Genomic DNA, 24,392 nt, shown 5'->3' on the forward strand with positions numbered 1-24,392 from the left:
ATGCGCGGCTGCTAAGCACAGCTAGATACGAGAAAAGTCATGAGCCAATTTAAAACCCAAGAAGAAGCCGCCGAATCTGGCGTTTATATCCGTAAGATCCAGAGTTTTGTTAAGCGTGAAGGTCGTTTAACAAAAGGCCAAGAAAAAGCCATCGAAAGCAACTGGGAAACCATGGGCTTAGAGCATAAGTCTGGTTTACTTAATATGAACGAGGTGTTTGAGCGCAGCGCCCCTGTGGTGTTAGAGATTGGCTTTGGCATGGGAAAATCCTTAGTTACTATGGCTAAAAATGAACCGGACAAAGACTTTATTGGCATAGAAGTTCACCGCCCAGGCATTGGTGCGTGTTTGGCTGATGCACAAGAACAAGGCGTTACTAATCTGCGTGTTTATGAACATGATGCCGTTGAAGTCTTAGCTGATTGCATTGCTGATGGCAGCCTGAGTCGTATGCAATTGTTTTTCCCTGATCCATGGCATAAAAAGCGCCACCATAAACGACGCATAGTGCAACCTGAGTTTGTTGAGAAATTACGTGGGAAATTAGCCATTGGCGGTGTTTTTCACATGGCGACCGACTGGGAGAACTACGCAGAACATATGCTAGAAATAATGTCTGTTGCGCCGGGTTACAAAAACCTGTCATCCAGTAATGGATATGTACCGCGCCCAGAGCAACGGCCACTGACTAAATTTGAACAGCGTGGCCATCGATTAGGCCATGGTGTTTGGGATCTTATGTTTGAGAGAGACGCCTAATGTTAACACCAGCAAGTCAAGTATTATTGCGCAGCGCTGAGCTACTTGCTCAAGGTAAGTGGTTGATCGTCAACCCGACTGATGGATACGTATTCTCAGAGTTAGATAATCCTGATGTACATGGTTTTCATCAGTTTTTTGATATATATGAGCAGAGTACCGCACTGGCCAAAGGGCACGGGCGTGAGGGGCAACACCAGTTTGCCGCCGCGTATGAAAGTGAAATGAAATTTGACGGCGCAGTATTGTATTTGCCCAAAGCTAAGGCACATGGACAAATGTTACTGGCCAACATCGCTGCTTGCTTGAAACCAGGTGCAACTTTATTGGTCGTTGGCGAAAATAAGGGCGGTATCAAGAGTGTGGCTAAGCTTTTAACGGCCTACTCAGATAGCGTCAATAAAATTGATACTGCTCGTCACTGCGCCATGTTCGCTGCAATAATTGCTAAGCCTATAGGGGCATTCGATATAACCAAGTGGACGAGTGTTTCCGAGCATCAGGTCGCAGATATCGGATTTAAAGTGTGTTCATTACCCGGTGTATTTAGTCATGGCGAATTGGATCCAGGCACCGAGTTATTACTTGCGAGCATTGAACGGGTCGTGTCAGGGAGAGTGCTAGATTTCGCTTGTGGCGCGGGCATTATTGGTTGCTTTGTCGGGCTTAAAAATCCTAAGTGTCAGGTGGTCATGAGTGATGTGAGTGCGCTGGCAATCTATTGTTCACAGCAAAGTGCCAAGCTAAACGAATTGAGTGTGCAGGTTATACCATCAAACGGTTTACGTTCTTTATCTGGTAAGTTTGCGCAAGTATTCACGAATCCGCCGTTTCACACGGGGATTAAGACGGATTACTCCGTGACCGAGAGCTTCATGCAGCAGTTAAAAGGCAACTTACAAGACACTGGCAGCCTGATTTTGGTCGCCAATAAGTTTTTGCGCTACGCCGATGAGCTAGGAAAGCAGTTCAAGTCGGTACATGCATTAGCAGAAACAAGCAAATTTAGTGTTTATTGTTGTCGTCGTTGAATGCAGTTATATTAACGGCCAAGTAAAGTGAAAAATTTGTCTTGAAGTCCACGTTAATCAGTATCGCTATGATTTTCCGATAGGGCAGTGAATCGAAAAACCAATGGGGTATAGTGTTGATGAAAGTATTATTCGTTGTATCTGAGGTTGAAGATTTAGTTAAAACGGGTGGGTTAGCGGATGTAGCGAAAGCACTGCCTATCGCCTTAACTGATATGGGGCATGAAGTGTGTATCGTTATGCCTTATTACAAGTTGCTTGCCGAGCAACACCCAGGGGAAGATTGCGCAGAGCCGCAAACCTTATTCGCTAGCCGTAAACCCTACGATTTCACCATTAAGCGCTTACAAGTTGGCAATGTGCCAGTTTACGCGTTGGACTACCCTGCGTATTTTGACCGAGACGGTTTATATTCAGATAGCTATCATGCCTACCCAGACAATGCAGAGCGTTTTGCTTTTTTTGCCCAAGGTGCACTGCAAATCGCTAAAGCGCTAGATTTCCAGCCAGACATAGTACATTGCAACGACTGGCACACTGCATTAACGCCCTATTTTATGAGCATTGATGACACAGGCTTCTTTGATCGTAGTCGCAGTGTTTTTACTATCCATAATGGCGCGTATCAAGGGACACACCGCTTCTCTGATATTCCATTTTTACAGCCGCATTATTTGCTACATTCCCAGCTGGACGGTGATGCACTGAATTTTGTGCGTATGGGTATTCGTTACGCCCATAAAATTAATGCCGTTAGTCCTAACTACGCACAAGAGCTGCTGTCACCGTTAGGCTCACATCACTTATATCATGAGTTTCAACAGCGCCGCAGTGATCTGAGTGGCATTCTTAACGGTTGCGATTATACCCAGTGGGATCCGATCAACGACCCACATATTATTCAGACGTATACCGCTGACGATATGAGCGGTAAGGCAAAGTGCAAAGTCGATTTGCAAAAAGAAGCACAGTTACCTGAAGATTTGAGCATTCCGCTCGTGGGTATGGTTTGCCGTTTAACGGAGCAAAAAGGCTTCGGTTATATTTTGCCTATGCTGGAACAGCTAATGCAGCACAATGTGCAGTTAGTGATTATTGGCACAGGCGATCCACAAATAAGTCACACACTGCGTGGTGTAGCCGAACGACACCCAGATAAATTTGCCTTTATTGAAGCTTTTAGCGTGCAAAAAGCGCATATGCTTGAGGCGGGAAGTGATTTCTTTTTAATGCCGTCTTTATTTGAGCCATGTGGTTTAAATCAAATGTATAGTCTAGCGTTTGGGACCCTGCCTATCGTACGTGGTGTTGGCGGATTGAAAGACACGGTCATAGATTTAGCCGATGATCCTCAGCAAGCCACCGGCTTCGTTTTTGAACACCCAGACAGTGAAGCGTTGCTCGCATGTATTCAACGTGCATTGCTGTTTTTTCATGAATATCCCGAGCAATTTATAATCACGCAAAACCGGGCAATGCAAAGCCGATTTACTTGGCAGCATGCCGCAGAGCAATATTTGGCTCTCTACCATGGGGCGCTTGGTGGCTAAGCTCAGTGGACTTAATGGGGGGGCTTTAATGAAAGTGACCTTAACGTACGCCGTGGGTTTATTGTGTGCTGCATCTGCTCAGGCACTCCCTGAGCAGTGTTTACAATCAATGGCGCGAAGTGAGCCGTGCCCGCAGATCATTTATAAAAAATCATCTGTAGACATCCCAAAGCTACAGATTAAGGCTGGCGGTATGGCCTGTCTTTGTTTGGCTGATGTACTTGGCATACGTGAAGCACGGGCGGCTCAATTACAAACACCAGAGCTGCAAGTGTCACTGACGCGATTTGCACAACAATGGGACATGTCTGAGCAGGATTTGCTGCTATTAATACGTAAATAACCCGTGTTAGGCACAGTGTAAAGGGCAATAATGTCCGCCTTGATTGAGATTAACAGTTTCATTTTTATGCAGTTTAGCCCAATATGGAGATTAGACTTCCACAAGGTTAGTGATTTTCTAAACATGCATGCTAAAAGTAATTTTTTGTCGATTAAAAGCCTGATTATTTGGGTTGTAATGGCGATTACGTCATTAGCACTGCTTATGGCGACATGCATTAATTTATATGGGCAAATCAGCAGCTATCGCAATCAACTGATCAATAATGTCAATATATTCTCTGAGCTCATAAGCCGCAATGCGGTGTCAACCATAGAAGATGAGCTAAATTTCAATGAAGAGCGTAATTTAAGCTCCCTCAGCGCCTCCGATATTCTTGAAAACGTGCATGTTTACCGCTTTGTGGAAAATGGTGAATTAGAGTTTTTTTCCAGTTATAACAAAGAGGGCGTTGCCCCGGTTAACGCAAAATTTGACCGCGTCGAATCGTTATCAGAGCCCGTTATCGACGGCAGTACCGTCGAAGTTATTCGCGAGATTAAGCAAGATAACGGACAGCTGTTAGGGTATGCCTACGTTCGGGCGTCTGCCGATGGCCTTGAGCGCTTGATATCTCGCTCTATTGGTATTGCGGTTGGCGTGTTACTGCTATCTTTACTGCTGTGTTTCTTGTTAACGCTTAAATTGCAAAATGCTATTACTGGGCCGATCCGTAATTTGGCCCATTTAGTACAACGAATTTCTCGGCATAAAGATTATTCTGGACGCGCTAAACCCAGCGGCATCAAAGAGTTGGATATTCTAAGTGAAGCATTTAACGCCATGATGCAGCGCACACAAGAGCACATGCAGCGCCAGAATGAAGCGGAAGAAGAACATAGACGGCTCAACAGTAGCCTTGAAGAAAAAGTCACTCAACGCACACTTGCCTTAAAAGAAGCCAATAGTGAACTGATCCAGACTTTAGAAAAACTTCATCAATTTCAACGTCAAATGGTACAAAACGAAAAAATGGCTTCCCTTGGTGATATGGTGGCAGGGGTTGCACATGAGGTCAATACGCCCATCGGTTTGGGTGTGACAGCGTCGACCATGATGCTCGACCGTTTAGCTAATATGGAAAAGGATTTTGAAAACAAAACGTTGAAAGCCAGTTCGTTGTCTAAATTTATTTCTGAAGGGCAAGAAAACCTCAATATCATCTATCGTAACTTAAATCGTGCTGCTGAGCTGATATCAAGCTTCAAGCAGGTGGCGGTAGATCAATCATCTGAGCTGGATCGAGTTTTCTCTTTTTCAAAATTAATGGATGAAATTTTGTTATCCATGCGACCTAAATTGAAAAGCATGAAGCACGTGATCAATGTGCAGTGTCCCGAAAATTTGTACATAGAATCTAAAGCCGGGCCAATCAACCAAATTGTCATTAACTTGATCATGAACTCCATCATTCATGGCTTTGAACGCAAAGAACAAGGTGAGATCAATATCAAGATAAGCCTAATCGCAGATAAAAAAATCAGTGTGGTATTTTCTGACGACGGTTCTGGTATACCGGAATACTTGCGTAAACGCATTTTCGATCCGTTTGTTACCACCAAGCGAGGCCAAGGTGGCAGTGGTTTGGGTATGCACTTGGTTTATAATTTGGTTACCCAAGCCTTGAATGGTTCTATTTCGCTTACCAGTGAAGAGGGCCAGGGGGTCGAGTTCACCATTTTATTCCCCGTTAAAAAAGCGACCCAAGCAACTCCCCATTTGAATTAAACATGCGTTTTGTATTTGCATTTTTCATTTCAACCCCCACATACTTTGCGTAGTGGAAAATATCTTCAATATGTAGTAAATAGGTAACCTATCTTCAGATACGAATACCAAGTTAGCTGGGTTGTTTGCGCTAGTTAAAATTTAATCTAGATAAAACCCTGATTTTTAGATATTTTCTGATAAACTTTTATCCATATTTTTTAACATGGTGTGAATACGATGCTGACGCCCAATATTTTGATTGTAGAAGATGAAGTTGTTACTAGAACAACCCTCAAAAGCCTGTTTGAAGCAGAAGGATATAATGTATTTGAAGCCGAAAATGGCAGTGAAATGCATGAGTTTTTTGAAAATCACGCAATAAACCTTGTCATTATGGACATTAACTTACCAGGTAAAAATGGTTTGATTTTAGCCCGTGAAGTGCGTGACCGTAAAAACATTGGTCTGATCTTTTTGACGGGTCGTGATAATGATGTAGACCGCATATTAGGTCTTGAAATCGGTGCTGATGATTACCTTACTAAACCATTTAATCCTCGCGAGTTGACGATCAGAGCAAGAAACTTGCTTACGCGAACCCTAAATAATGCTGAGGATGATGATTTACCAAGTCGTGTTAGTTTTAACGGCTGGACGTTAGACAGCGATAGCCGCAGCTTGATTTCGCCCAGTAAGAAAGAATTCAGATTGCCACGCAGCGAATTTAGAGCGTTGCATTTATTCTTGAGCAATCCAGGTAAAATTCTAACGCGTGAGCAATTGATTATGGAAATGACGGGCCGTGAATTGCGCCCCAATGACCGTACTGTCGATGTAACTATTCGTCGTATACGCAAGCATTTCGAGTCAGAAGTGAATGCTGACGAATTGATTGTGACCATCCACGGTGAAGGTTATCGTTTCTGTGGTTCTGTTGACGTATAAGATCAGTATCAAACAATAGATATTAAAAAAGCGGCTTGAGCCGCTTTTTTTGTGTCTGTTGACTCAACTGCTAATCCGGTTTGTTTAAACGCTCTGAATCTGCTTTAGGCTGGTCTTTACGTTCATACTCACCTTCGATAATGTCATCATTACTAGAATGACTTCTGCCAAACCCTTGAGCTGACTGACCATTAAATCCCCCTTGTGCCTGATTAACAACCTGCACTGACAATTTAGCTAATAAGCCTTTGGCAATCAGTGGACGGGTCATTGGTAAGCAGAACAAAAATCCCAATGCATCGGTGACAAATCCCGGTGTAACTAACATGACACCAGCAATAACTAACAATAATCCTTCAGCCACTTCTTGACCTGGAATGGTGCCTTGCTGCATTTTCTGCTGGGCGTGGATAAGGGTGGCTAAACCTTGTTGGCGGACTATGTATGAGCCTACTAATGCAGTTGCAATCACAATGGCCACCGTATTCCATCCACCTATCTGTTCGCCCACACTGATAAGTAGCGATATTTCAACAATAGGCAGTAGTACAAATAATAAAAATAATTTACCCAAAACGATCTCTTTAATAACTAGGTGAATAAATATAATGGCGTCTTTAAGCAGATAACCAAGGGTAACAGTGTTACAAAGTATGGCAACTGATCTTTGCTCGAGTGCTTAATGGTATGCTTGTTTGTGGTCTTTTTGAAAGACAAGTATTAGTGATAAGGTCTATATTGGCGCTCCTTAGAATTAATGTGTTCTTAAGCGTATCGTCTTATTCTATATTCCAAATGTGGTACTGATAAATAAGTAGTCTCAAATGAAGTTAATACAATCGTTTTTTATTCTTACACTTATGTCCCTATGGTCTTTGCTAAGTGTGGCCCAAAACACTGCTTTTGATTCATTGTTTAGTGATGAGCCTGAATTTTTAAAAGTCGATCAGGCATTCGTGTTTGATTACGTGCAAAACAACGATGAACTCGTCGTGACCTGGGACGTAGCAGATGGCTACTATCTTTATCAACAGCAATTCAAAGCAGTGTCAAAAAATGCCACCTTAGGTGAGCCGACGTTCCCTGAAGGGGTAATGAAAGAAGATGAATTCTTCGATGAGCCCCAAGAGGTTTACCATCGTCAAGTCTCAATTACTTATCCCATCCTACAGTCCCAAGATGATTCAGTGGTTAAGATCCGCTATCAAGGTTGTGCAGACGCAGGCTTATGTTACCCGCCAACAACCCAAGTGGTGTACCTCAATGCGGTGCAAGGGGGGGATAATACAATAGGTGAAACGGGCGCTACCCAAGATGAAAAAAACGCATCGGTTTCACAACAATTTGAATTAGTTGATTTACTCACTGGTGAGCAAAGTCTTGGCTGGGTGCTATTGATTTTCTTAGCGCTGGGCGTGGGGTTGGCATTTACGCCCTGTGTATTCCCCATGTATCCCATATTATCCGGTATTGTCATTGGCCAAGGCAAGGGTATAAGTACGTCACGGGCGTTTGTGCTGTCCTTTGTCTATGTGCAAGGTATGGCACTGACTTACTCATTACTTGGCTTAGTAGTAGCATCCGCAGGGGTGAAGTTTCAGGCGGCGTTACAGCATCCTGTTATTTTAGGTGTGCTGATTGTTGTCTTTGTATTATTAGCATTGGTGATGTTTGGTGCCTATGAGTTGCAATTGCCGTCGCGTTGGCAAGAAAAGCTTAACCGTATGAGTAACAAACAGAAAAGCGGTAGCTATTTCGGTGTGCTGCTTATGGGCGCTATATCTGGTTTAGTGGCATCACCTTGCACGACCGCACCATTAACCGGTATTTTACTGTACATCGCCCAAAGCGGTGACTTATTACTAGGTTTCAGTGCCTTATATGCCTTGAGTTTAGGTATGGGCATACCGCTGATTTTGTTTGGTATTACCGGCGGAAAGCTACTGCCAAAGGCAGGCGCTTGGATGAACATAGTGAAAGTCACTTTTGGTTTCATGATGCTCGCCGTGGCGCTGATGTTTGTAGAGCGTTTGGTCAGTCATGTGTTCACTGATATCGCTTGGTCATTATTAGGTTTGGTCACGTTTAGTTATTTCTTTGTGATGAACCAAAACAGCCAATTGAACTTTGCCAAGGGCGCACGTAGTTTTGTGATCTTTATCGGACTATTCGCCTCCGCCATGTATGGCTATCAGGTATTATTCTCGCAAACTTCCAGCGTCCATAATCAAGTTCAAGATAACCATCCCACTTTCGTGATTGTAAAAGACTTAACCGACTTCGAACAAAAACTAGCTGCGGCAAATGCGCAAGGTAAAACCGTCATGGTTGATTTGTATGCCGATTGGTGTGTGGCGTGTAAAGAATTTGAGAAGTATACTTTCCCTGACTCAGATGTGGTCAACGCGCTGGGTAATACAGTGTGGATGCAAATCGACTTGACCGATAACACAGCGACAAATATTGCCTTTCAAGATCACTTTGCCATTTTGGGCTTACCGACCATTTTATTTTTTAACACACAAGGCGAAGAAATCACCGGTTCTCGCGTCACGGGCTTTATGCAAGCGTCAGCATTTGCTGACCATGCGAAAGAAATTTTGTAAAAAATAGCGCGTACGAAAGTGATAAAAGTAGTGGCTATCGATCGACGATTACCTTTTCGCCTCGCATTGCTGATGCAAAGGTTGGTCTAGTATTTTTGCGCCAAAATACCCTGAGGTGCCGCTCGGTGTGGTGGGTTTGTGTTTAGGTGGCTCTACAACCATTACTTTGAATCCGGCGATGCACTATGACGGGCGAGTGATTAAACATACGAATGGATGGCCGATACGCTGAAGGGTTTATACACAGCCGTTATGGGGCAGGTAGCGTCTGGAGAACGATTACCTGCCAATACTGATAACCTAACTAAGCTCAGCAGCCTAGCGAGTCCCGAATATTTTATCACCAGCATCACCTAAGCCAGGCAGTATATAGCCATGTTCATTCAGCTTGTCATCCACAGCGGCTGTGTATATATCTACATCTGGATGTTTACTCAGCACGGCTTCAATCCCCTCTGGCGCAGCCACCAAAAATAACCCCATGATATGCTGACAACCTTTTTGCTTGAGCAGATCTATGGTTGCGATGAGCGTGCCACCAGTGGCAAGCATAGGATCAACAATCAAGGCTGTACGATCTTCTACATCTTTTACGACCTTGTCAAAGTAAGCCACGGGTTGCAGGGTTTCTTCATCGCGATATAAACCTACCACACTGACCTTGGCATTCGGAATGAGCTGCATTACACCGTCAAGCATACCTAGCCCAGCACGTAAAATGGGAACTATGGTGATTTTTTTGCCTTTGATTTTTTTTACTTTGATGGGCTCATCATTCCAACCATTGATTTCAACCGTTTCGGTTTCTAGCTCTCGGGTCGCTTCGTAGGTCAGTAAGTTGCCAACTTCGCTGGCGAGCTCTCTGAAATTTTTGCTACTGATACCGGCTTCGCGCATTAAACCTAATTTGTGTTGAACTAGGGGGTGATTGATTTCTTTAACTGACACAATGTACCTCGAACGTGAAATGAGTCTATCGACTAAGTTTACTGACAAACTGTTCGCTGTGCCTAAGTAAATCCGGGTAAAAGTGTAAAAAAGACTGTCTTAATTGAGGCCTGTTTTCTGCGACATGAATCATGGCTTGCTCAGCAAATTCTATCTTTCTTGAGAAGCGCCGCTCAATGCTATGCAGCGCCCGTAAACACGTACTGGGCTGTTGATAGTCAGCTAACCACTGATGGGCCAAAAGCCCTTCTTTCACGCGGGTAAAGTGTGGATTGATTGTCATATCGAGTTGCGCTAAATCTAGATAAAACTCAGTGAAGACTTCTTGTGTACTCAGCGCAGGTTTTGAAAATGTTTGCCAATGCAGCATTAACAGATGATCAAAGTACACATCCAGCACTATGCCTGCGTAGCGGCGAATTGATTTAGGGAAATGACTTTTTAATGCCAGTACCACAGGGTGTGAGTCAGTATATACATCAATCTGACGATGCAGACGCACGCCATGTTGAAGATCAACGGATAAATCACTCAGGGCACTGCCTTTAATAAAATCACCTAGAAAATTGCCCACTAAGCTGGTGTGGGTATGTTTTGCCAAATGAAGATGTGCAATGTAGTTCATGGTGACATTTGACCCTGATCTTCCCTTGACGTCAATATGGCTAAAAATATACCTAGCAGTAAGATTAAATACGCAAACTTGGGGGCAATCTTCGCTGATAAGACCAGTATTTTGCTGCTAATTTGTAAGTTAGCTCTATAATGGCTTCAATTGAGTGGAATGAGTAGAGAATTTAAGCGAAATTAGTCGCTAATCAGATACTTATTTGCTAATAATGAAAGATAATTATCATATTAACGAAGATAGCGGCTTATTCTTGAAAGTTTTATTAATTAATGGACCTAACCTTAATATGTTGGGAAAACGTGAACCTGAGGTTTACGGCTCTCGCAGCCTACAAGACATTGTTGAGACGTTACAGGTGCGCGCGGATGAGCTGAACATTGCCATGAGCCATGTTCAGTCTAATGCAGAGCACGCGTTGATTGATGCCATTCACAATGCCTATCAAAAAGTTGACTTCATTATTATTAATCCAGGGGCCTTTACGCATACAAGTATTGCGCTGCGCGATGCATTGTTAAGCGTGTCAATTCCCTTTATTGAAGTGCACTTATCCAACGTTCATGCCCGTGAGCCTTTTCGGCACCATTCTTATTTGTCTGATGTGGCGCTAGGTGTTATTTGCGGCATGGGCGAGCAAGGCTATGGATTTGCTTTGAGCGCTGCACAACAACACTTAAGTAAAAAAACTAATTAGTTGCCGTGGTCGGTTTGCTGCCGGTCACTTATGTATACAAATCAAAAAGAGATAACATCATGGATATACGTAAAATTAAGAAACTCATCGAGTTAGTAGAAGAATCAGGCATTTCAGAACTTGAAATTACTGAAGGTGAAGAATCTGTACGCATTCATCGCAGCGGCCAACCGGCAGCTCAAGTACAATATTCTGCGCCTATTCAGCACGCTGCTCCATTGGCTGCTCCTGTGGTTGATGCGGCTCCGGCTGCTGTTGCGGAAACCAGTGGCCATCGTGTGAAATCGCCTATGGTGGGTACTTTCTACCGTTCATCTTCTCCGGGCTCAAAAGCATTTGCTGAAGTAGGACAAAGTGTCAAAGTCGGCGACACCCTTTGTATTATTGAAGCAATGAAAATGATGAACCAGATTGAGTCAGATAAAACGGGTGTGATTAAAGAAATTTTAGTCGACAACCAAGATCCGGTTGAATTTGATCAACCCCTATTCATCATTGAATAAGTAGGTTACTGATAATGCTTGATAAAGTACTGATTGCCAATCGCGGTGAAATTGCGCTTCGCATCTTGCGTGCCTGTAAAGAGCTAGGCATCAAGACAGTTGCTGTGCACTCCACTGCAGATGAAAGTTTAAAACACGTGCTTTTGGCAGATGAAACCATTTGTATTGGTAAGCCATCTGCAACCGAAAGTTACTTGAACATACCGCGTATTATCGCTGCCGCAGAAATTACCAATTCTGTTGCTATTCACCCTGGATACGGCTTTCTGGCAGAAAATGCAGATTTTGCTGAAGCGGTAGAGCGTAGCGGTTTTATCTTTATTGGACCAAAAGCTGAAACCATTAATTTAATGGGCGACAAAGTGTCGGCGATTAAATCAATGAAAGCCGCTGGTGTGCCATGTGTTCCAGGTTCTGATGGGCCTTTAGGCGACAATGAAACGCGTAACAAAGAAATCGCTTTACGCATCGGTTATCCGATTATCGTTAAAGCAGCAGGCGGTGGTGGTGGTCGTGGTATGCGTGTTGTACGCAGTGAAGAAGAATTGATTTCTTCTATTGCGGCAACCAAAGGTGAAGCGGGTGCTGCGTTTAATAATGATGTGGTTTACATGGAGAAATTCCTTGAAAACCCTCGACACGTTGAAATTCAAATTTTGGCTGACGGTCAGGGCAACGCGATCCACTTAGGTGAGCGCGACTGTTCTATGCAGCGTCGTCACCAGAAAGTGGTTGAAGAAGCGCCTGCGCCAGGTATTACGCCAGAAATGCGGGCCAAAATTGGTGCGCGTTGTTGCCAAGCGTGTGTTGATATAGGTTATCGTGGCGCGGGTACATTTGAATTCTTGTTTGAAAATGGTGAATTCTACTTCATTGAAATGAATACCCGTATTCAGGTTGAGCATCCAGTATCAGAAATGATTACCGGTATCGATTTGATTAAAGAACAATTGCGTATTGCTGACGGTCAAAAGTTATCGATTACGCAAGATCAAGTTGAAGTACGCGGCCATGCGATTGAGTGTCGTATTAACGCGGAAGACCCTGATACCTTCATTCCTAGTCCAGGCAAAATTACTATGTTCCACTCGCCCGGTGGCTTAGGCGTACGTTGGGATTCACATATCTATGCGGGTTATTCCGTTCCGCCTAACTATGATTCTATGATCGGTAAATTGATCACCTACGGCGAAACTCGTGAAGTCGCGATTGCCAGAATGCGCCATGCATTGGGTGAGCTGGTAATTGAAGGCATTAAAACGAACATCCCACTTCAGCAGCGTATTATGGCAGATGAAGCCTTTGCCGCTGGTGGTGCAAATATCCATTATCTTGAAAAGAAGCTCGGCCTTGGCGGTCACTAAGTTTTTTTAATATTGATGATGTCAAAAGAGCGCTTCGGCGCTCTTTTTTATTTCACGCCAGTAAATTCAATCTGTGTAAACGCTTCAACCACCATATTGAATAAAACCCTATGGCGAGCCCTGATAATACGTTAGCCAGCGCGATGCCTATGAATACGTAATCTATCTGAGTGTATATCGCACCTAACCATGACAACGGAACGTAAAATATTGCCGAACGGACAATGTAATAGCCTAAGCCCACTTTCGCCTTACCTATGGAATTAAATGCAGCCGCTGCGACTATGACAATTCCGTAACCCCACACGCTGATTGGAATGATGCGTAAATACAACAGCGCTTCATTGGTCACTTCAGAGTCAGATGAGAAAGCCGTAATAATGGAAGGGGCGGCAAACCATAGCAATACACTTAATACCGCGGCCCACACTATACACACCCAATAGCTTATTTTCAGTCCCTCAATGACACGCTGTACTTGATTCGCTCCCCAGTTTTGACCTGCCAATGGGCCAATAGCCGAAGACAGAGCGAGCATAGGAATAACAGCAAAAAATTCGATACGGGTGGCTAACCCAAAAGCGGCGACGGATTTTTCACCAAACCAGGCAATGATTGCCGTGACAATGGCGATACACAAGGGATTGACCATATTGCCGGCAGCTGCGGGTACCGCGATGGATAATAATGTGCGCCACGATGCAATGAGGTCACCTTGACTGGGAAGGTGAAAGCTCAGCAGTCTCTCACGGATGATCAGTATAGCCAAAGAGGCAAACAGCGTGAGTACTTGTGCGAATAAGGTGCCTAGCGCTGCGCCCTCTATATTAAAAGCAGGTATCACTCCCCAGCCGAATATCAATATAGGTGTTGAAATAATATTGATCAGTGCCGAGCCAATCATGACTAAGCTTGGCCAAAATGCGTCCCCTACAGAGCGTATTAAAGCATTGGCAATCATGGGAACCACTAAAAATGGCACCGAAATAAACCAAATACGCATATAGCGCGCGCCGAGTGCTAATACTTCGTTTGATGCGCCAAGTAGACTTAATAGCGGTTCGACATACAGATAACCCACCACAGCAACCACCATCACCACTGCTATACCGAGTAACAGACTGTCAGTGGATAAGCGTTTTGCTTGTTCTTTGTTGTTTGCTCCCACTGCACGGGAAACTGCAGAAGCGGCACCGACTCCTAAACCAATAGCCAAACTCGATATGCTCATAGTCACAGGGAAGCTAAACGACAAGGCGGCAAGATGCTCTGTACCAAGCTGGCTAACAAAATAGGTATCGATTAATGAAACCGATAATACTGCAATGATGCCAAGGATCATCGGTAAGGTAAGTTTAGTCAGTACCTTATGAACCGGCGGGCGAATAAGGTCGCGGGATGAGGGCAAAGTAACTCCGAATAAGACAAAAGGGATACGCATAAGAACGTATTTATTGGGATAAAAGTTCATCTAACCAAGGGCGGGGATTAGTTTACGCAGAATCCGTTAAATAACTAATGTTATACTGGTTTCTTTGCCATTTGATAAGACCTGCTATGCCTTGGATCCAACTCATCATAGATACACAAGCCAAAGACGCTGAACAAGTGGGCGACATGCTAAGTGCCAATGGCGCCCAAGCTGTCACCTTTGTCGACGCGAAAGACACACCCATGTACGAACCGAAACCGGGAGAGGTGATGTTATGGCCTGAAACCCAAGTTGTCGGTTTATATGAAGCAGACCACGACATGGATGGTGTTGTCGCTAGGTTAAGTAAATCTAAGGTTTTAGGTGCAGATTTTCCCCATAAACTCGATCAACTAGAAGACAAAGACTGGGAGCGGGAATGGATGGATAATTTTCATCCTATGCGATTTGGCGAGCGATTATGGATTTGCCCTAGCTGGCGCGATGTACCTGACCCTTCTGCGGTTAACGTTATGCTCGACCCTGGCTTAGCATTTGGAACGGGAACACACCCAACCACTGCTTTATGTTTACGCTGGTTAGATGCGCTAGAGTTAACCAATAAGTTAGTCGTCGATTTTGGCTGTGGCTCAGGCATATTAGGTATTGCAGCAATTAAATTAGGTGCTGAGCGAGTCGTGGGTATTGATATAGATCCGCAAGCTTTATTATCCAGTCAAACAAATGCCGACCGCAATCATATTGGCGAAAAAATTGAGCTGTATTTACCTCAACACCAACCTGAGCTAAAAGCAGATGTGGTATTGGCCAATATTCTTGCAGGGCCACTTAGAGATCTGCGTGAAGTGATTACCGCCTATTGTGTATCCGGTGGCAAGTTAGTGTTATCGGGTATTTTGGCTGAACAAGCGCAAGGTATAAATGATTTATACAGTCAAGATTTCCACATGGAGCCTATTGAAATCGATGGTGAGTGGGCTAGAGTCTCAGGAAAACGTAAATAACCGCGTTTGGTTTTGGCTTGCAAAGTGCCCGTCACGATAAAGATGGGCACAGTGTGGTTGATGTTATTTTATCCACTTTGATACAGTAGCTTTCCACCCTCAGCGCAATTAAGCTGTATATATCGTTTGTGCGTTAACCAACTATATAAATATTAGCTTAAACAAAGATTAATGAAAGCGCTTTCATATAGCGTTTCATTTTGCTATTGTAAAAACATTGTTTCCTTATTGTTAATTATATTTCTGTCGTTTATCACCTTATGCGCACGGAGCTACCCTATTAAATACAAATGTAAGCGCTTTCATTTAAGTTGGGACGTTCCCAATGACGCGTAACACGAGTATTTAATGCTCGATGGGTTAAGGGGACAGAAAGATTAGCGAAACGATATTTGGGCTTAGTTGTGTGTTACCAAAATTCTGAAATCTGCAGGACGCCGGATTCAACCAGCCTAACTTGAAAAGTAGTCGAGATTATAAATGCCCTTTTTCAGGGCTGACCGCAAAAATGAGTCTAGGAGAAACACATGAACACAACTGTTAAACACATCGCACTCGCCACCAGTCTTTTACTGTCCTCTAACCATGTCATGGCTAATCTACTGACAGGGGGCGACTTTGCCAGTACCTGCAGTGCCAATGATTGGGATCAATTCGGAAATGTTGCTGTAACGGGCATGCCAAATAATTGTGCTGCGACTTTGAGCGTCAACGATACCGTTGATTTTGAAGCTGAGCTATCCCAAGGATTATCGTTAAGTAGCGGCGTCGATTACTCCTTAAATGTCAACTTTATTGTCGACACCACACTGATCGACCCGACGCTAGACGATGAGTTCTCTATCAGCCTTTTCAATCAAGATTTTGACTTTGTAGAGTTATTCTCTATGCCAATTCTATCTATGCAGAGTTTTACTGAATCCCTATTTATACAGGCGTCTTCGCTTAGTAGTTACGTCAACCAAGATTGGTCACTATCGTTTTATATGTTTGACGGTTTTGCTATTGATGATAACCAATCCTCTCTATCTATTAGTTTTGCTTCCCTTGAAGAAGTGGCGACAGATGTGCCTGAACCATCAAGTTTGGCGCTTTTATTACTGGGTTGTGCCGGCGTGCTGAGTCGCAAAAAAATATCGCAAGCATTCTCCAGTAAGACAATAAATAGCAAAGCCACTGTTGAGATAAGCCAATGAAAATTAGAAACGATATGAGCGGGGTACTCGGTGCCCTTTTACTCTTTGCGTCTTGTTCGGCATCCGCTCAGTGGGGTCCGTTAGACAATACCATAAGCGTATCTCAATCCAGCGCCCGATATGTGCGCGGTGAAGGCGCATATATAGTGCAGGTGAAAGCGACCAGCAGCAGTGCACAATCTATTCGTGGGCCTTTTAGAGTGCTGGTGGATAACGCGAGCTTAACCGTAAAGGATGCCGACGGACAGACAGACGAAGGTGTTCCATATTTTGATTTTTTGCTGGGAGACATCGCCCCGGGTGAAACCATATCGGTAAACGTGCGTTTTGAGTACGAGCGACGTACACGACTAACTTTCGATTTAATAATACAAAGCAATGCAGTGCTGGATGAAGACAATGATGGTGTTAATGATGACATCGATCAGTGTCTTGAAACGCCCGCGGGCATAGAGGTTGATGAGACAGGTTGCTCGCTAGTAACCAATGACTCTGATTGGACACTCGTGTGGAGTGATGAGTTTAATGGCAGCGTTATTGATGACACTAAATGGACTCATGAAGTAAATTGTGACGGTGGGGGTAACAACGAGAAACAGTGTTACACCGACAATGCAGACAATGCCTATCTTGAAAACGGCATTCTGAAAATAGTGGCCAAAGCTGAATCCAATCAAACTTTACCCTACAGCTCAGCTCGCCTAATCAGTAAAGAAAAAGGTGACTGGACTTACGGCCGCTTTGAGATACGCGCAAAAGCGCCTAGTGGCCAAGGTGCATGGCCAGCAATTTGGATGCTGCCTACCGACTACAAGTACGGTGGTTGGCCGCATTCGGGGGAAATTGATATCTTCGAAGCGGTAAACCTTGGGGTGCCTTTGAACGATGGCAGCGGTGCTGTTGAGTCCAATGTACATGGCACGCTGCATTATGGGGCCAGTTGGCCGAACAATTCCTACACAGGGCAAAGCTATGCATTGCCCAATGCTGCTAATCCCGCCAATGATTTCCATGTGTATGCGGTAGAGTGGGAAGAAGGTGAAATACGCTGGTATGTTGACGGTGTGTTGTACCAAACGCAATTGAAATCAGAAGTTAGCTACGACACCGATGGTCAAGCAGATGGCCTTGATCATCGAGGTTGGTTTACCGAGCAAGACGGCGAAAATTTATTGAATAACGCCCCCTTTGATGAGCGTTTTCATTTATTGCTCAACTTTGCCGTAGGTGGCAGTTGGCCTGAAGCGGTCAATCAGGGTGGGGTCGATTCATCTGCGTTTGACGGGCAAAATAGCTTTGATGTGGATTATGTGCGGGTCTATGAGTGTTCAATTTCACCTAGTACAGGTGAAGGCTGCGCGACGGTAACAGACAACTATTTAGATCCTATTGCCGACGGCGGCACCTTAGTCAATGGCGCAGCGCCGGTTCCTACCGCACCGTCAGATGGTATTGCGCGAGATTTGATCATCTTTGATGATGAAATGCTGCCCACATGGCCTGCCTGGGATTGTTGCGGAGACACAAGCCCGCGTGTGGTTTTTGATGATGAAAGTCAGTCTCAAGTGGTTGAGTTTGAAGTAAATGGTGCCCCGGCGGTGCTGGGCTTTAATACCAATCAAGCAACGGATCCTAGCCCTTTTGATGCATCTCCTATGTATGAAGCGGGTGTGCTTGAATTTGATTTGAAGCTCGTTACGCCCCCTAATAATAATGCAGCTGGTTGGAATCTTAAGGTTGAGCAAGGCGGCGCCGCAACGGCTGGGGAAATTAGCATTGCTACCCCAACGGCTGCTTGGCAACATTATTCAGTCCCTTTAAAATCCCTTAGCAATGCGGGTCTGAATCTAAATGGTATTGATATCGTTATGCTGTTTCCAGATTGGGGACAAGGAGAAGGCGCGGTATTTAGAGTCGATAATGTCGCTTTTTTGCAGTCAGCTGACGAGGGGAATTCAGGTGGAGAAGTTGAAAGCGATTTAACGGCCATTGACTTCGAGCAAGATGGTTTTGGCGCATCGTTAAGCTGGAATGTGTTTGAGAACAGTGATAACCCGCCGATAGAACTTGTTGCTAATCCTGATAGCTCAGGCATTAATGGCTCATCAACGGTAGCAAAAATTACCGCGCGAGTGGCTGGTGCACCTTGGGTTGGCGCTGAGATACAGCATGGTCAACTTACACCATTCACGTTAGACGCCAGTAACAGTCTGGTTAAAATCATGGTGTACAAAAGCGTCATCAGTGATGTAGGCCTAAAATTCGCAATCGCCAGCGGCGGAGCACAAGGCGAGCTTAAAGTTGCCAATACGAAAATCAATGAATGGGAAGAACTCACATTCGACTTCAGTGCTTATATTGGATTAATTGAAGCGATAGATATCGATCAAATTATTGTTTTTCCCGACTTTGACTTCAGCACCCGAGCACAAGACAACATAGTGTACTTCGATAACATTCGATTCTTTGGCAGCGATAATGATGAAAGCGGCGGTGGCGATGATGGCAATGAAAATCCTATACCGGTAAGCGAGTTAGTTAATAATGGTGATTTCACCAATGGTACTGATGGCTGGATTGGCGCAGTCAATGTTATAACAGACAACGGCAATAATGTATTTATGGCCGATGTAGCTGCTGCGGGTAACCCATGGGATGTCAACCTCAGTCAAGTACTGACTTTGGTGCCTGGCGAGACCTACGAGCTTACGTTCAAAGCAAAAGCGTCGGTCGTGCGCAGCGTGATAGCAGGGCTGGGGCTTAATCACGATCCTTGGAGTAATGTAACTCAGACTACGGCGCTGAGCACCCAGTGGCAAACATTTACCTATACCCTTACTCCGACTGATTTTGGGGATGATAACAGCCGAGTGTTCTTCGATTTAGGCGCAGAAACCGGTGCTGTGTATATTGATGATGTGAGTGTCACAGTCAAAGATACGACAGATAATGGTGGTGGGGACCAAGGTGGGAGCAGTGACTTAACCGCGTTCGATTTTGAAGCACAAGGTTTTGGTGCCCAATTGAATTGGAACGTATTTGAAAATGGCGATAATAGCCCGCTCGAATTTGTGTCTAATCCCGATCCTTCTGGCATTAATAACTCATCCACAGTGGCAAAACTCACCGCGCAAGTTGAAGGTGCGCCATGGGTCGGTACGGAGATCCAGCACGGCCAAATAACACCTTTCACCTTAGACGCATCCAATAGCTTCGTTAAAATCATGGTATACAAAAGTGTGCTAAGCGATGTGGGTATCAAGTTTGCGATCGCAAACGGTGGGGCACAAGGCGAGATAAAAGTGGCCAATACTAAAATCAACGAGTGGGAAGAACTCACCTTTGATTTTAGCGGCTACATTGGTCTTGTTGAAGCCATCGATATTGACCAGATCATTGTTTTCCCTGATTTTGATTTTAATACTCGGGCGCAAAACAACCTAGTGTATTTCGATAACATACGCTTAGTTGATAGCAATGACGCAGGAAGTGACGACGGCAATGGTGGTGCTACCGGCTCTGATGTTCATGATTTTGAGGGGGCAACCTACGCTTTTACTGACTTCGATGGAGGGGTTGCGACTATCGCGGCAAATCCAGATATGTCCGGCATTAATACCAGTGCGCAAGTTGGACAAATGCAGAAGTTTGCAGGGCAACCTTGGGGAGGCGCAACATTAGCATTAAACAATCCAATAGATATTGCTGAGAACACAGTGATCACTCTAAAAGTTTGGTCGCCAAGAGCGGTTAATGTATTACTTAAATTGGAAGGTGGCGTTGTGGGTGAGATTAGCGCCCAACATTCTGGCTTAGGCTGGGAAGAACTCAGCTTTGATTTTAGTGGTATTACCGGCAGCGGCACGACGGCTATCACTTTAATCTTTGATTTGGGCGAAATGGGGAATGCCGAAGCAGACCCAGCTAACTGGACGTTCTACTTTGATGACCTGACCTTGCCTGCTTCTTCAGATGAGGGGAACGGTGGTGATAACGGCAATGATGCTGACAATGACGGTGTAGCTGATGATATTGACCAATGTCTTAATACACCAGCCAATAGCATCGTTGATGCAACGGGTTGTGTGGTCAATGTTACGTCAGACTGGAACTTAGTCTGGAATGACGAATTTAATGGCACGTCAATCGATCAAGCAAAATGGTCTCACGAGGTCAATTGCGACGGTGGCGGCAACAATGAAAAGCAATGTTATACCGCCAGCAGTGATAACTCATTTGTCCTAAACGGTGTGTTAACCATTGTCGCCAAACCAGAAACGGGACAACCTTTGCCTTACAGTTCTGCCCGTTTAATATCTAAAAACAAAGGTGATTGGGCATACGGTCGTTTCGAAATACGCGCCAAGGCTCCAAGTGGACAAGGCTCGTGGCCTGCAATATGGATGCTGCCTACAGATTACATCTACGGCGGTTGGCCACACTCGGGTGAAATCGATATATTTGAAGCAGTGAATCTTGGTGTGCCATTGAATGATGGCACAGGTGCCGTGGAATCGAATGTGCACGGCACAATCCATTATGGTCAAAGTTGGCCCAATAACGATAATTCCGGCCGTAGCTATGCCTTACCAGAAGACGCTAATCCAGCAGATGACTTTCATATTTACGCACTTGAGTGGGAAGAAGGTGAGTTACGCTGGTATGTGGATGGGGTGTTGTATGAAACACAGCGTAAATCAACCGTCAGTTACGACGCTAACGGTACCGCGAATGGTTTGAGTCATCGTGGATGGTACACCGAGCAAAGCGGCGAAACCTTGTGGAATAACGCGCCTTTCGATGAGCGCTTTCACTTATTGCTTAATTTCGCAGTAGGTGGCGCTTGGCCTGAAGCGGTAAATCAAGGCGGTGTCGATGCTTCCGCATTTAGCGCAGCCAATCGTTTCGAAGTGGATTATGTGCGGGTTTATGAGTGCTCAACATCACCTAGCAATGGTCATGGCTGCGCGACTGTAACGGATGGCTATGCAGAGTCTGTTGCAAATGGCGGAACCTTAATAAATGGCGCGGCGCCTATCCCTGTGCCGGAATCAGATGGTATCGCTCGTGATTTAGTGATATTTGACGACATGTTAAACGATGCTTGGCCTGCATGGGATTGTTGTGGCGAGTCAACACCAGTGGTGGTGTTCGATGATGAGCTTCAGTCTCAGGTGATTGAATTCGCGGTAGGTGACATTCCAACCGTATTGGGATTCAACACCACATTGGCCACAGTGCCAGCGCCTTTTGATGCATCCCCAATTGCCAATAGTGGTACGTTGGAATTTGATCTGAAACTTGTCACGCCGAGCACCAATACTTCAGCAGCCTGGAACTTGAAGGTGGAGCAGGGCGGTGCGGCCAGTGAAGCGGTTGTTACGCTTGTTACTCCGACTGCGAATTGGCAGCACTATTCCATTGCGTTATCGACCCTTAAACAAGGCGGTTTGATGTTAAATGGTATAGACGTGGTGATGCTTTTCCCCGATTGGGGACAAGGAGAGGGCGCGGTGTTCCGTGTTGATAACGTGCAATTTTTGCAAGGTGAAGATGACGGCACAGGCGGCGATGATGGGGATAACGGTGGTGGTGTAACCGATCCTGAAATCGGTGATGAATTGGTCGCCAATGGTTCGTTTGACAACGGCGTCCAAGGGTGGACGGGAGACGTGAACGTCATTCAAGAGGCAAGCAACTATGTGTTCCAGGCGGATATTGCCGCTGCGGGTAACTCATGGGATGTCAACCTAAGCCAAGTCATGACCTTAACCGCGGATGAAACCTATGTGGTGACATTCAAAGCGAAGGCGTCTATTTTGCGTAATATCGTCGTTGGACTTGGGCTAAACCACGATCCTTGGAGCAACGTAACCGAGAATGCTGCACTGACAACGGATTGGCAGACTTTTTCATACACGTTCACTGTGAATGGGTTTGGAGATGACAACAGCCGCGTATTCTTTGACCTTGGTGCTGACATAGGTATCGTGCAAATCGATGATGTGAGTGTGGTGCTCCAAGCCACAAATGGCGGCGGGGATGGTGAGCCAGTCACTGAAGACGAATTCGTCTTGATTTCAGCGACCGAAGAAACAGATATCAACTTCGCTCCCAATACGGTAGGTGAATGGAGCACGGGTACAACCTTGCAAAGTGACGTTATGTTCGACGGTTTGCGTGGTTGGGAGTTGATTTCTAGCTCAAACTCTCCGGAACAAGGGAATTGGGGCTCGGTATTGGCCTTTCAAAATGGAATAGACGGTGATTTCAGTTTATTTAACCGCATTAACCTCAAAGTCGCCACGACAGGTCATTACGCAGGCGGATACAAAGTGGCGATTTCGGCCAACGGTGTTAGCAAGGAAATTGCGATACCGGTAAATGAATCTGTTTCCACGTGGCAGAGTATTTCATTGGATACGAAAGCTATTCCACTTAATTTATCCAAAGTCGATTGGATTGCCGTGTATGGCATTGGTGGGCAAGCCGGAGTGTCACGCATTTATGTGACGGACTTCTCATTAGTGAAAGACAGTGCCATCGAGTTTGAATCTGACACCACTAACGATTTCGTGTTTATCTCATCGGATGCATCCATAAGTGTTGATCTAATTGTTGATAACGATAATTACAGCGATGTGGGTAACGTAATATTCGGTGAGTGGAGCACGGGTACGGGGATCCCAAATACCCAGTATAACGGTTTAAATGGCTTACGACTTTCTGCTGGTGGCTCATGGGGTGCAGTGTTGGCCTTACAAGGTGATATCTCAGATGGTAATAGTATTGATAACTATGATACGGATTTCTCGACCTACACAAACCTTCGTTTTAAGGCGGCGTCGCAGGGTGCTTTTGAGCGGTACGCCGTGTCTATAGTCTCTGCTATTGACGGCAAAGAGTCTGCTCAGGAAGTCGGGTTCGCGCTAACGAACCAAGCTGATTGGAATGACATTGACATTGACCTTGGTATGTACGGAGTCGATTTATCCAATGTTAGCCAAATTGCACTCTTTGGCGTGTATGACGGCGGCTCGGCTAGCCAAAGCTTATACATTACAGATTTGGTTATGTATGACTCAGGCAAAGTAGCCTTGGCTGATAAAGACAGCTCAGATGACAAGTTTGTATTCTTTTCATCAAGCGGTGAAGACAGCGATATGCTGTTTGACGGTGATGACTATGCGCACAATGGCAATATGACTATTGGTGAATGGTCAACCGGCACAAGCTTTAACTCTGATGTGATGTACAACGGACTAAGTGCATTTGAGTTAGTGCGCGGCTCAGGTAGTTGGGGGGCGGTACTGGCCTTAGCGGGTGATATATATGGTGATGTGCAGCAATACAGCATCGATGTTGCCGCTTATCAAACCCTCAACTTTAAAATCGCCGCTGCTGGTGGGTTCTCAGAATACACGTTAGATTTTGTTGTTGATGGCTCAGAGCACAAAGTACCACTTTCAGTAAACAGTAATTGGAATGAGGTGACCATCAATTTAGCGGATATACCGCTAAACCTATCGAAGCTTACCCAAATTGCCATTTTTGGTGTGGGAGGCGGGCAAGGAAACCGTATTTACATCACAGATATGCATCTGAGTAAGTAGCCCAAGTATCCCGTTTATTGGCTA

General features: G+C 44.9%; 17 protein-coding genes. 13 read left to right on the forward strand and 4 right to left on the reverse strand.

Features of this window, described 5'->3' with window-relative positions:
- Positions 1-39: 39 nt before the first annotated feature.
- The 6 genes from trmB (at position 40) to arcA (ending at position 6,377) form a co-directional block, all read left to right on the forward strand.
- The gene (trmB, locus tag GPLA_RS09660; RefSeq protein WP_007104701.1) at positions 40-759 is read left to right on the forward strand and encodes a tRNA (guanosine(46)-N7)-methyltransferase TrmB; all 720 of its coding nucleotides are present in this window, start codon (positions 40-42) and stop codon (positions 757-759) included.
- Positions 759-1,790 carry a methyltransferase gene (locus tag GPLA_RS09665; protein ID WP_007104702.1) on the forward strand — a complete coding sequence of 344 codons (1,032 nt, stop codon included), beginning with the start codon at positions 759-761 and terminating at the stop codon, positions 1,788-1,790. Before trmB ends, GPLA_RS09665 begins: the two co-directional genes overlap by 1 nt.
- A gap of 119 nt (positions 1,791-1,909) precedes the next feature.
- Entirely contained in the window at positions 1,910-3,340 is a 1,431-nt protein-coding gene (gene glgA, locus GPLA_RS09670) for a glycogen synthase GlgA (protein WP_007104703.1), read from the forward strand.
- Between the two features lie 28 nt (positions 3,341-3,368).
- The gene (locus GPLA_RS09675; RefSeq protein WP_007104704.1) at positions 3,369-3,683 is read left to right on the forward strand and encodes a hypothetical protein; all 315 of its coding nucleotides are present in this window, start codon (positions 3,369-3,371) and stop codon (positions 3,681-3,683) included.
- A gap of 123 nt (positions 3,684-3,806) precedes the next feature.
- Positions 3,807-5,450, forward strand: a complete 1,644-nt coding sequence (locus GPLA_RS09680) for a sensor histidine kinase (RefSeq protein ID WP_007104705.1) — start codon at positions 3,807-3,809, stop codon at positions 5,448-5,450.
- A 219-nt stretch (positions 5,451-5,669) separates the two neighbouring features.
- Positions 5,670-6,377, forward strand: coding sequence for a two-component system response regulator ArcA (gene arcA, locus GPLA_RS09685; protein WP_007104706.1), 708 nt, complete (start codon positions 5,670-5,672; stop codon positions 6,375-6,377).
- 70 nt (positions 6,378-6,447) lie between these two features.
- Here the strand turns inward: arcA and GPLA_RS09690 are convergent, their stop codons facing one another.
- Entirely contained in the window at positions 6,448-6,951 is a 504-nt protein-coding gene (locus tag GPLA_RS09690; protein ID WP_007104707.1) for an FxsA family protein, read from the reverse strand.
- Positions 6,952-7,201: 250 nt separating this feature from the next.
- Between GPLA_RS09690 and GPLA_RS09695 the strand changes: the two genes are divergently transcribed.
- Complete coding sequence (locus GPLA_RS09695; protein WP_040514334.1) at positions 7,202-8,983, forward strand: protein-disulfide reductase DsbD; 1,782 nt, start codon at positions 7,202-7,204, stop codon at positions 8,981-8,983.
- A 318-nt stretch (positions 8,984-9,301) separates the two neighbouring features.
- Here the strand turns inward: GPLA_RS09695 and upp are convergent, their stop codons facing one another.
- Both upp and GPLA_RS09705 read right to left on the reverse strand, forming a co-directional pair.
- On the reverse strand, positions 9,302-9,931 hold the full coding sequence (gene upp / locus GPLA_RS09700) for a uracil phosphoribosyltransferase (protein WP_007104711.1): 630 nt from the start codon (positions 9,929-9,931) through the stop codon (positions 9,302-9,304).
- Positions 9,932-9,956: 25 nt separating this feature from the next.
- The gene (locus GPLA_RS09705) at positions 9,957-10,556 is read right to left on the reverse strand and encodes an acyl carrier protein phosphodiesterase (protein WP_007104712.1); all 600 of its coding nucleotides are present in this window, start codon (positions 10,554-10,556) and stop codon (positions 9,957-9,959) included.
- Positions 10,557-10,770: 214 nt separating this feature from the next.
- On the opposite strand from GPLA_RS09705, the gene aroQ reads away from it, so the two are divergent.
- Genes aroQ through accC form a run of 3 tightly spaced genes read left to right on the forward strand, consistent with a single transcriptional unit; the run spans position 10,771 to position 13,123 of the window.
- Entirely contained in the window at positions 10,771-11,256 is a 486-nt protein-coding gene (gene aroQ / locus GPLA_RS09710) for a type II 3-dehydroquinate dehydratase (protein ID WP_007104713.1), read from the forward strand.
- Positions 11,257-11,315: 59 nt separating this feature from the next.
- Positions 11,316-11,759 (forward strand): acetyl-CoA carboxylase biotin carboxyl carrier protein, encoded by a 444-nt coding sequence (gene accB / locus GPLA_RS09715; RefSeq protein WP_007104714.1) that lies wholly within the window; start codon positions 11,316-11,318, stop codon positions 11,757-11,759.
- 14 nt (positions 11,760-11,773) lie between these two features.
- Positions 11,774-13,123: an acetyl-CoA carboxylase biotin carboxylase subunit gene (gene accC, locus GPLA_RS09720; RefSeq protein ID WP_007104715.1), complete on the forward strand. Its 1,350-nt coding sequence runs from the start codon at positions 11,774-11,776 to the stop codon at positions 13,121-13,123.
- A 52-nt stretch (positions 13,124-13,175) separates the two neighbouring features.
- Here accC and GPLA_RS09725 read toward each other — a convergent pair whose 3' ends face one another.
- Positions 13,176-14,531 (reverse strand): MATE family efflux transporter, encoded by a 1,356-nt coding sequence (locus GPLA_RS09725; protein WP_007104716.1) that lies wholly within the window; start codon positions 14,529-14,531, stop codon positions 13,176-13,178.
- Between the two features lie 149 nt (positions 14,532-14,680).
- On the opposite strand from GPLA_RS09725, the gene prmA reads away from it, so the two are divergent.
- The 3 genes from prmA to GPLA_RS23970 all read left to right on the forward strand — a co-directional run bounded on the left by prmA (position 14,681) and on the right by GPLA_RS23970 (position 24,368).
- Positions 14,681-15,559: a 50S ribosomal protein L11 methyltransferase gene (prmA, locus tag GPLA_RS09730; protein ID WP_007104717.1), complete on the forward strand. Its 879-nt coding sequence runs from the start codon at positions 14,681-14,683 to the stop codon at positions 15,557-15,559.
- Between the two features lie 527 nt (positions 15,560-16,086).
- On the forward strand, positions 16,087-16,755 hold the full coding sequence (locus GPLA_RS09735; RefSeq protein ID WP_007104718.1) for a PEP-CTERM sorting domain-containing protein: 669 nt from the start codon (positions 16,087-16,089) through the stop codon (positions 16,753-16,755).
- Positions 16,752-24,368, forward strand: a complete 7,617-nt coding sequence (locus tag GPLA_RS23970) for a family 16 glycosylhydrolase (protein ID WP_226993086.1) — start codon at positions 16,752-16,754, stop codon at positions 24,366-24,368. The genes GPLA_RS09735 and GPLA_RS23970 overlap by 4 nt, the downstream gene beginning before the upstream one ends.
- Positions 24,369-24,392: the final 24 nt, after the last annotated feature.

The sequence above is a fragment of the Paraglaciecola polaris LMG 21857 genome (genome assembly GCF_000315055.1).
Lineage (GTDB): Bacteria > Pseudomonadota > Gammaproteobacteria > Enterobacterales > Alteromonadaceae > Paraglaciecola > Paraglaciecola polaris.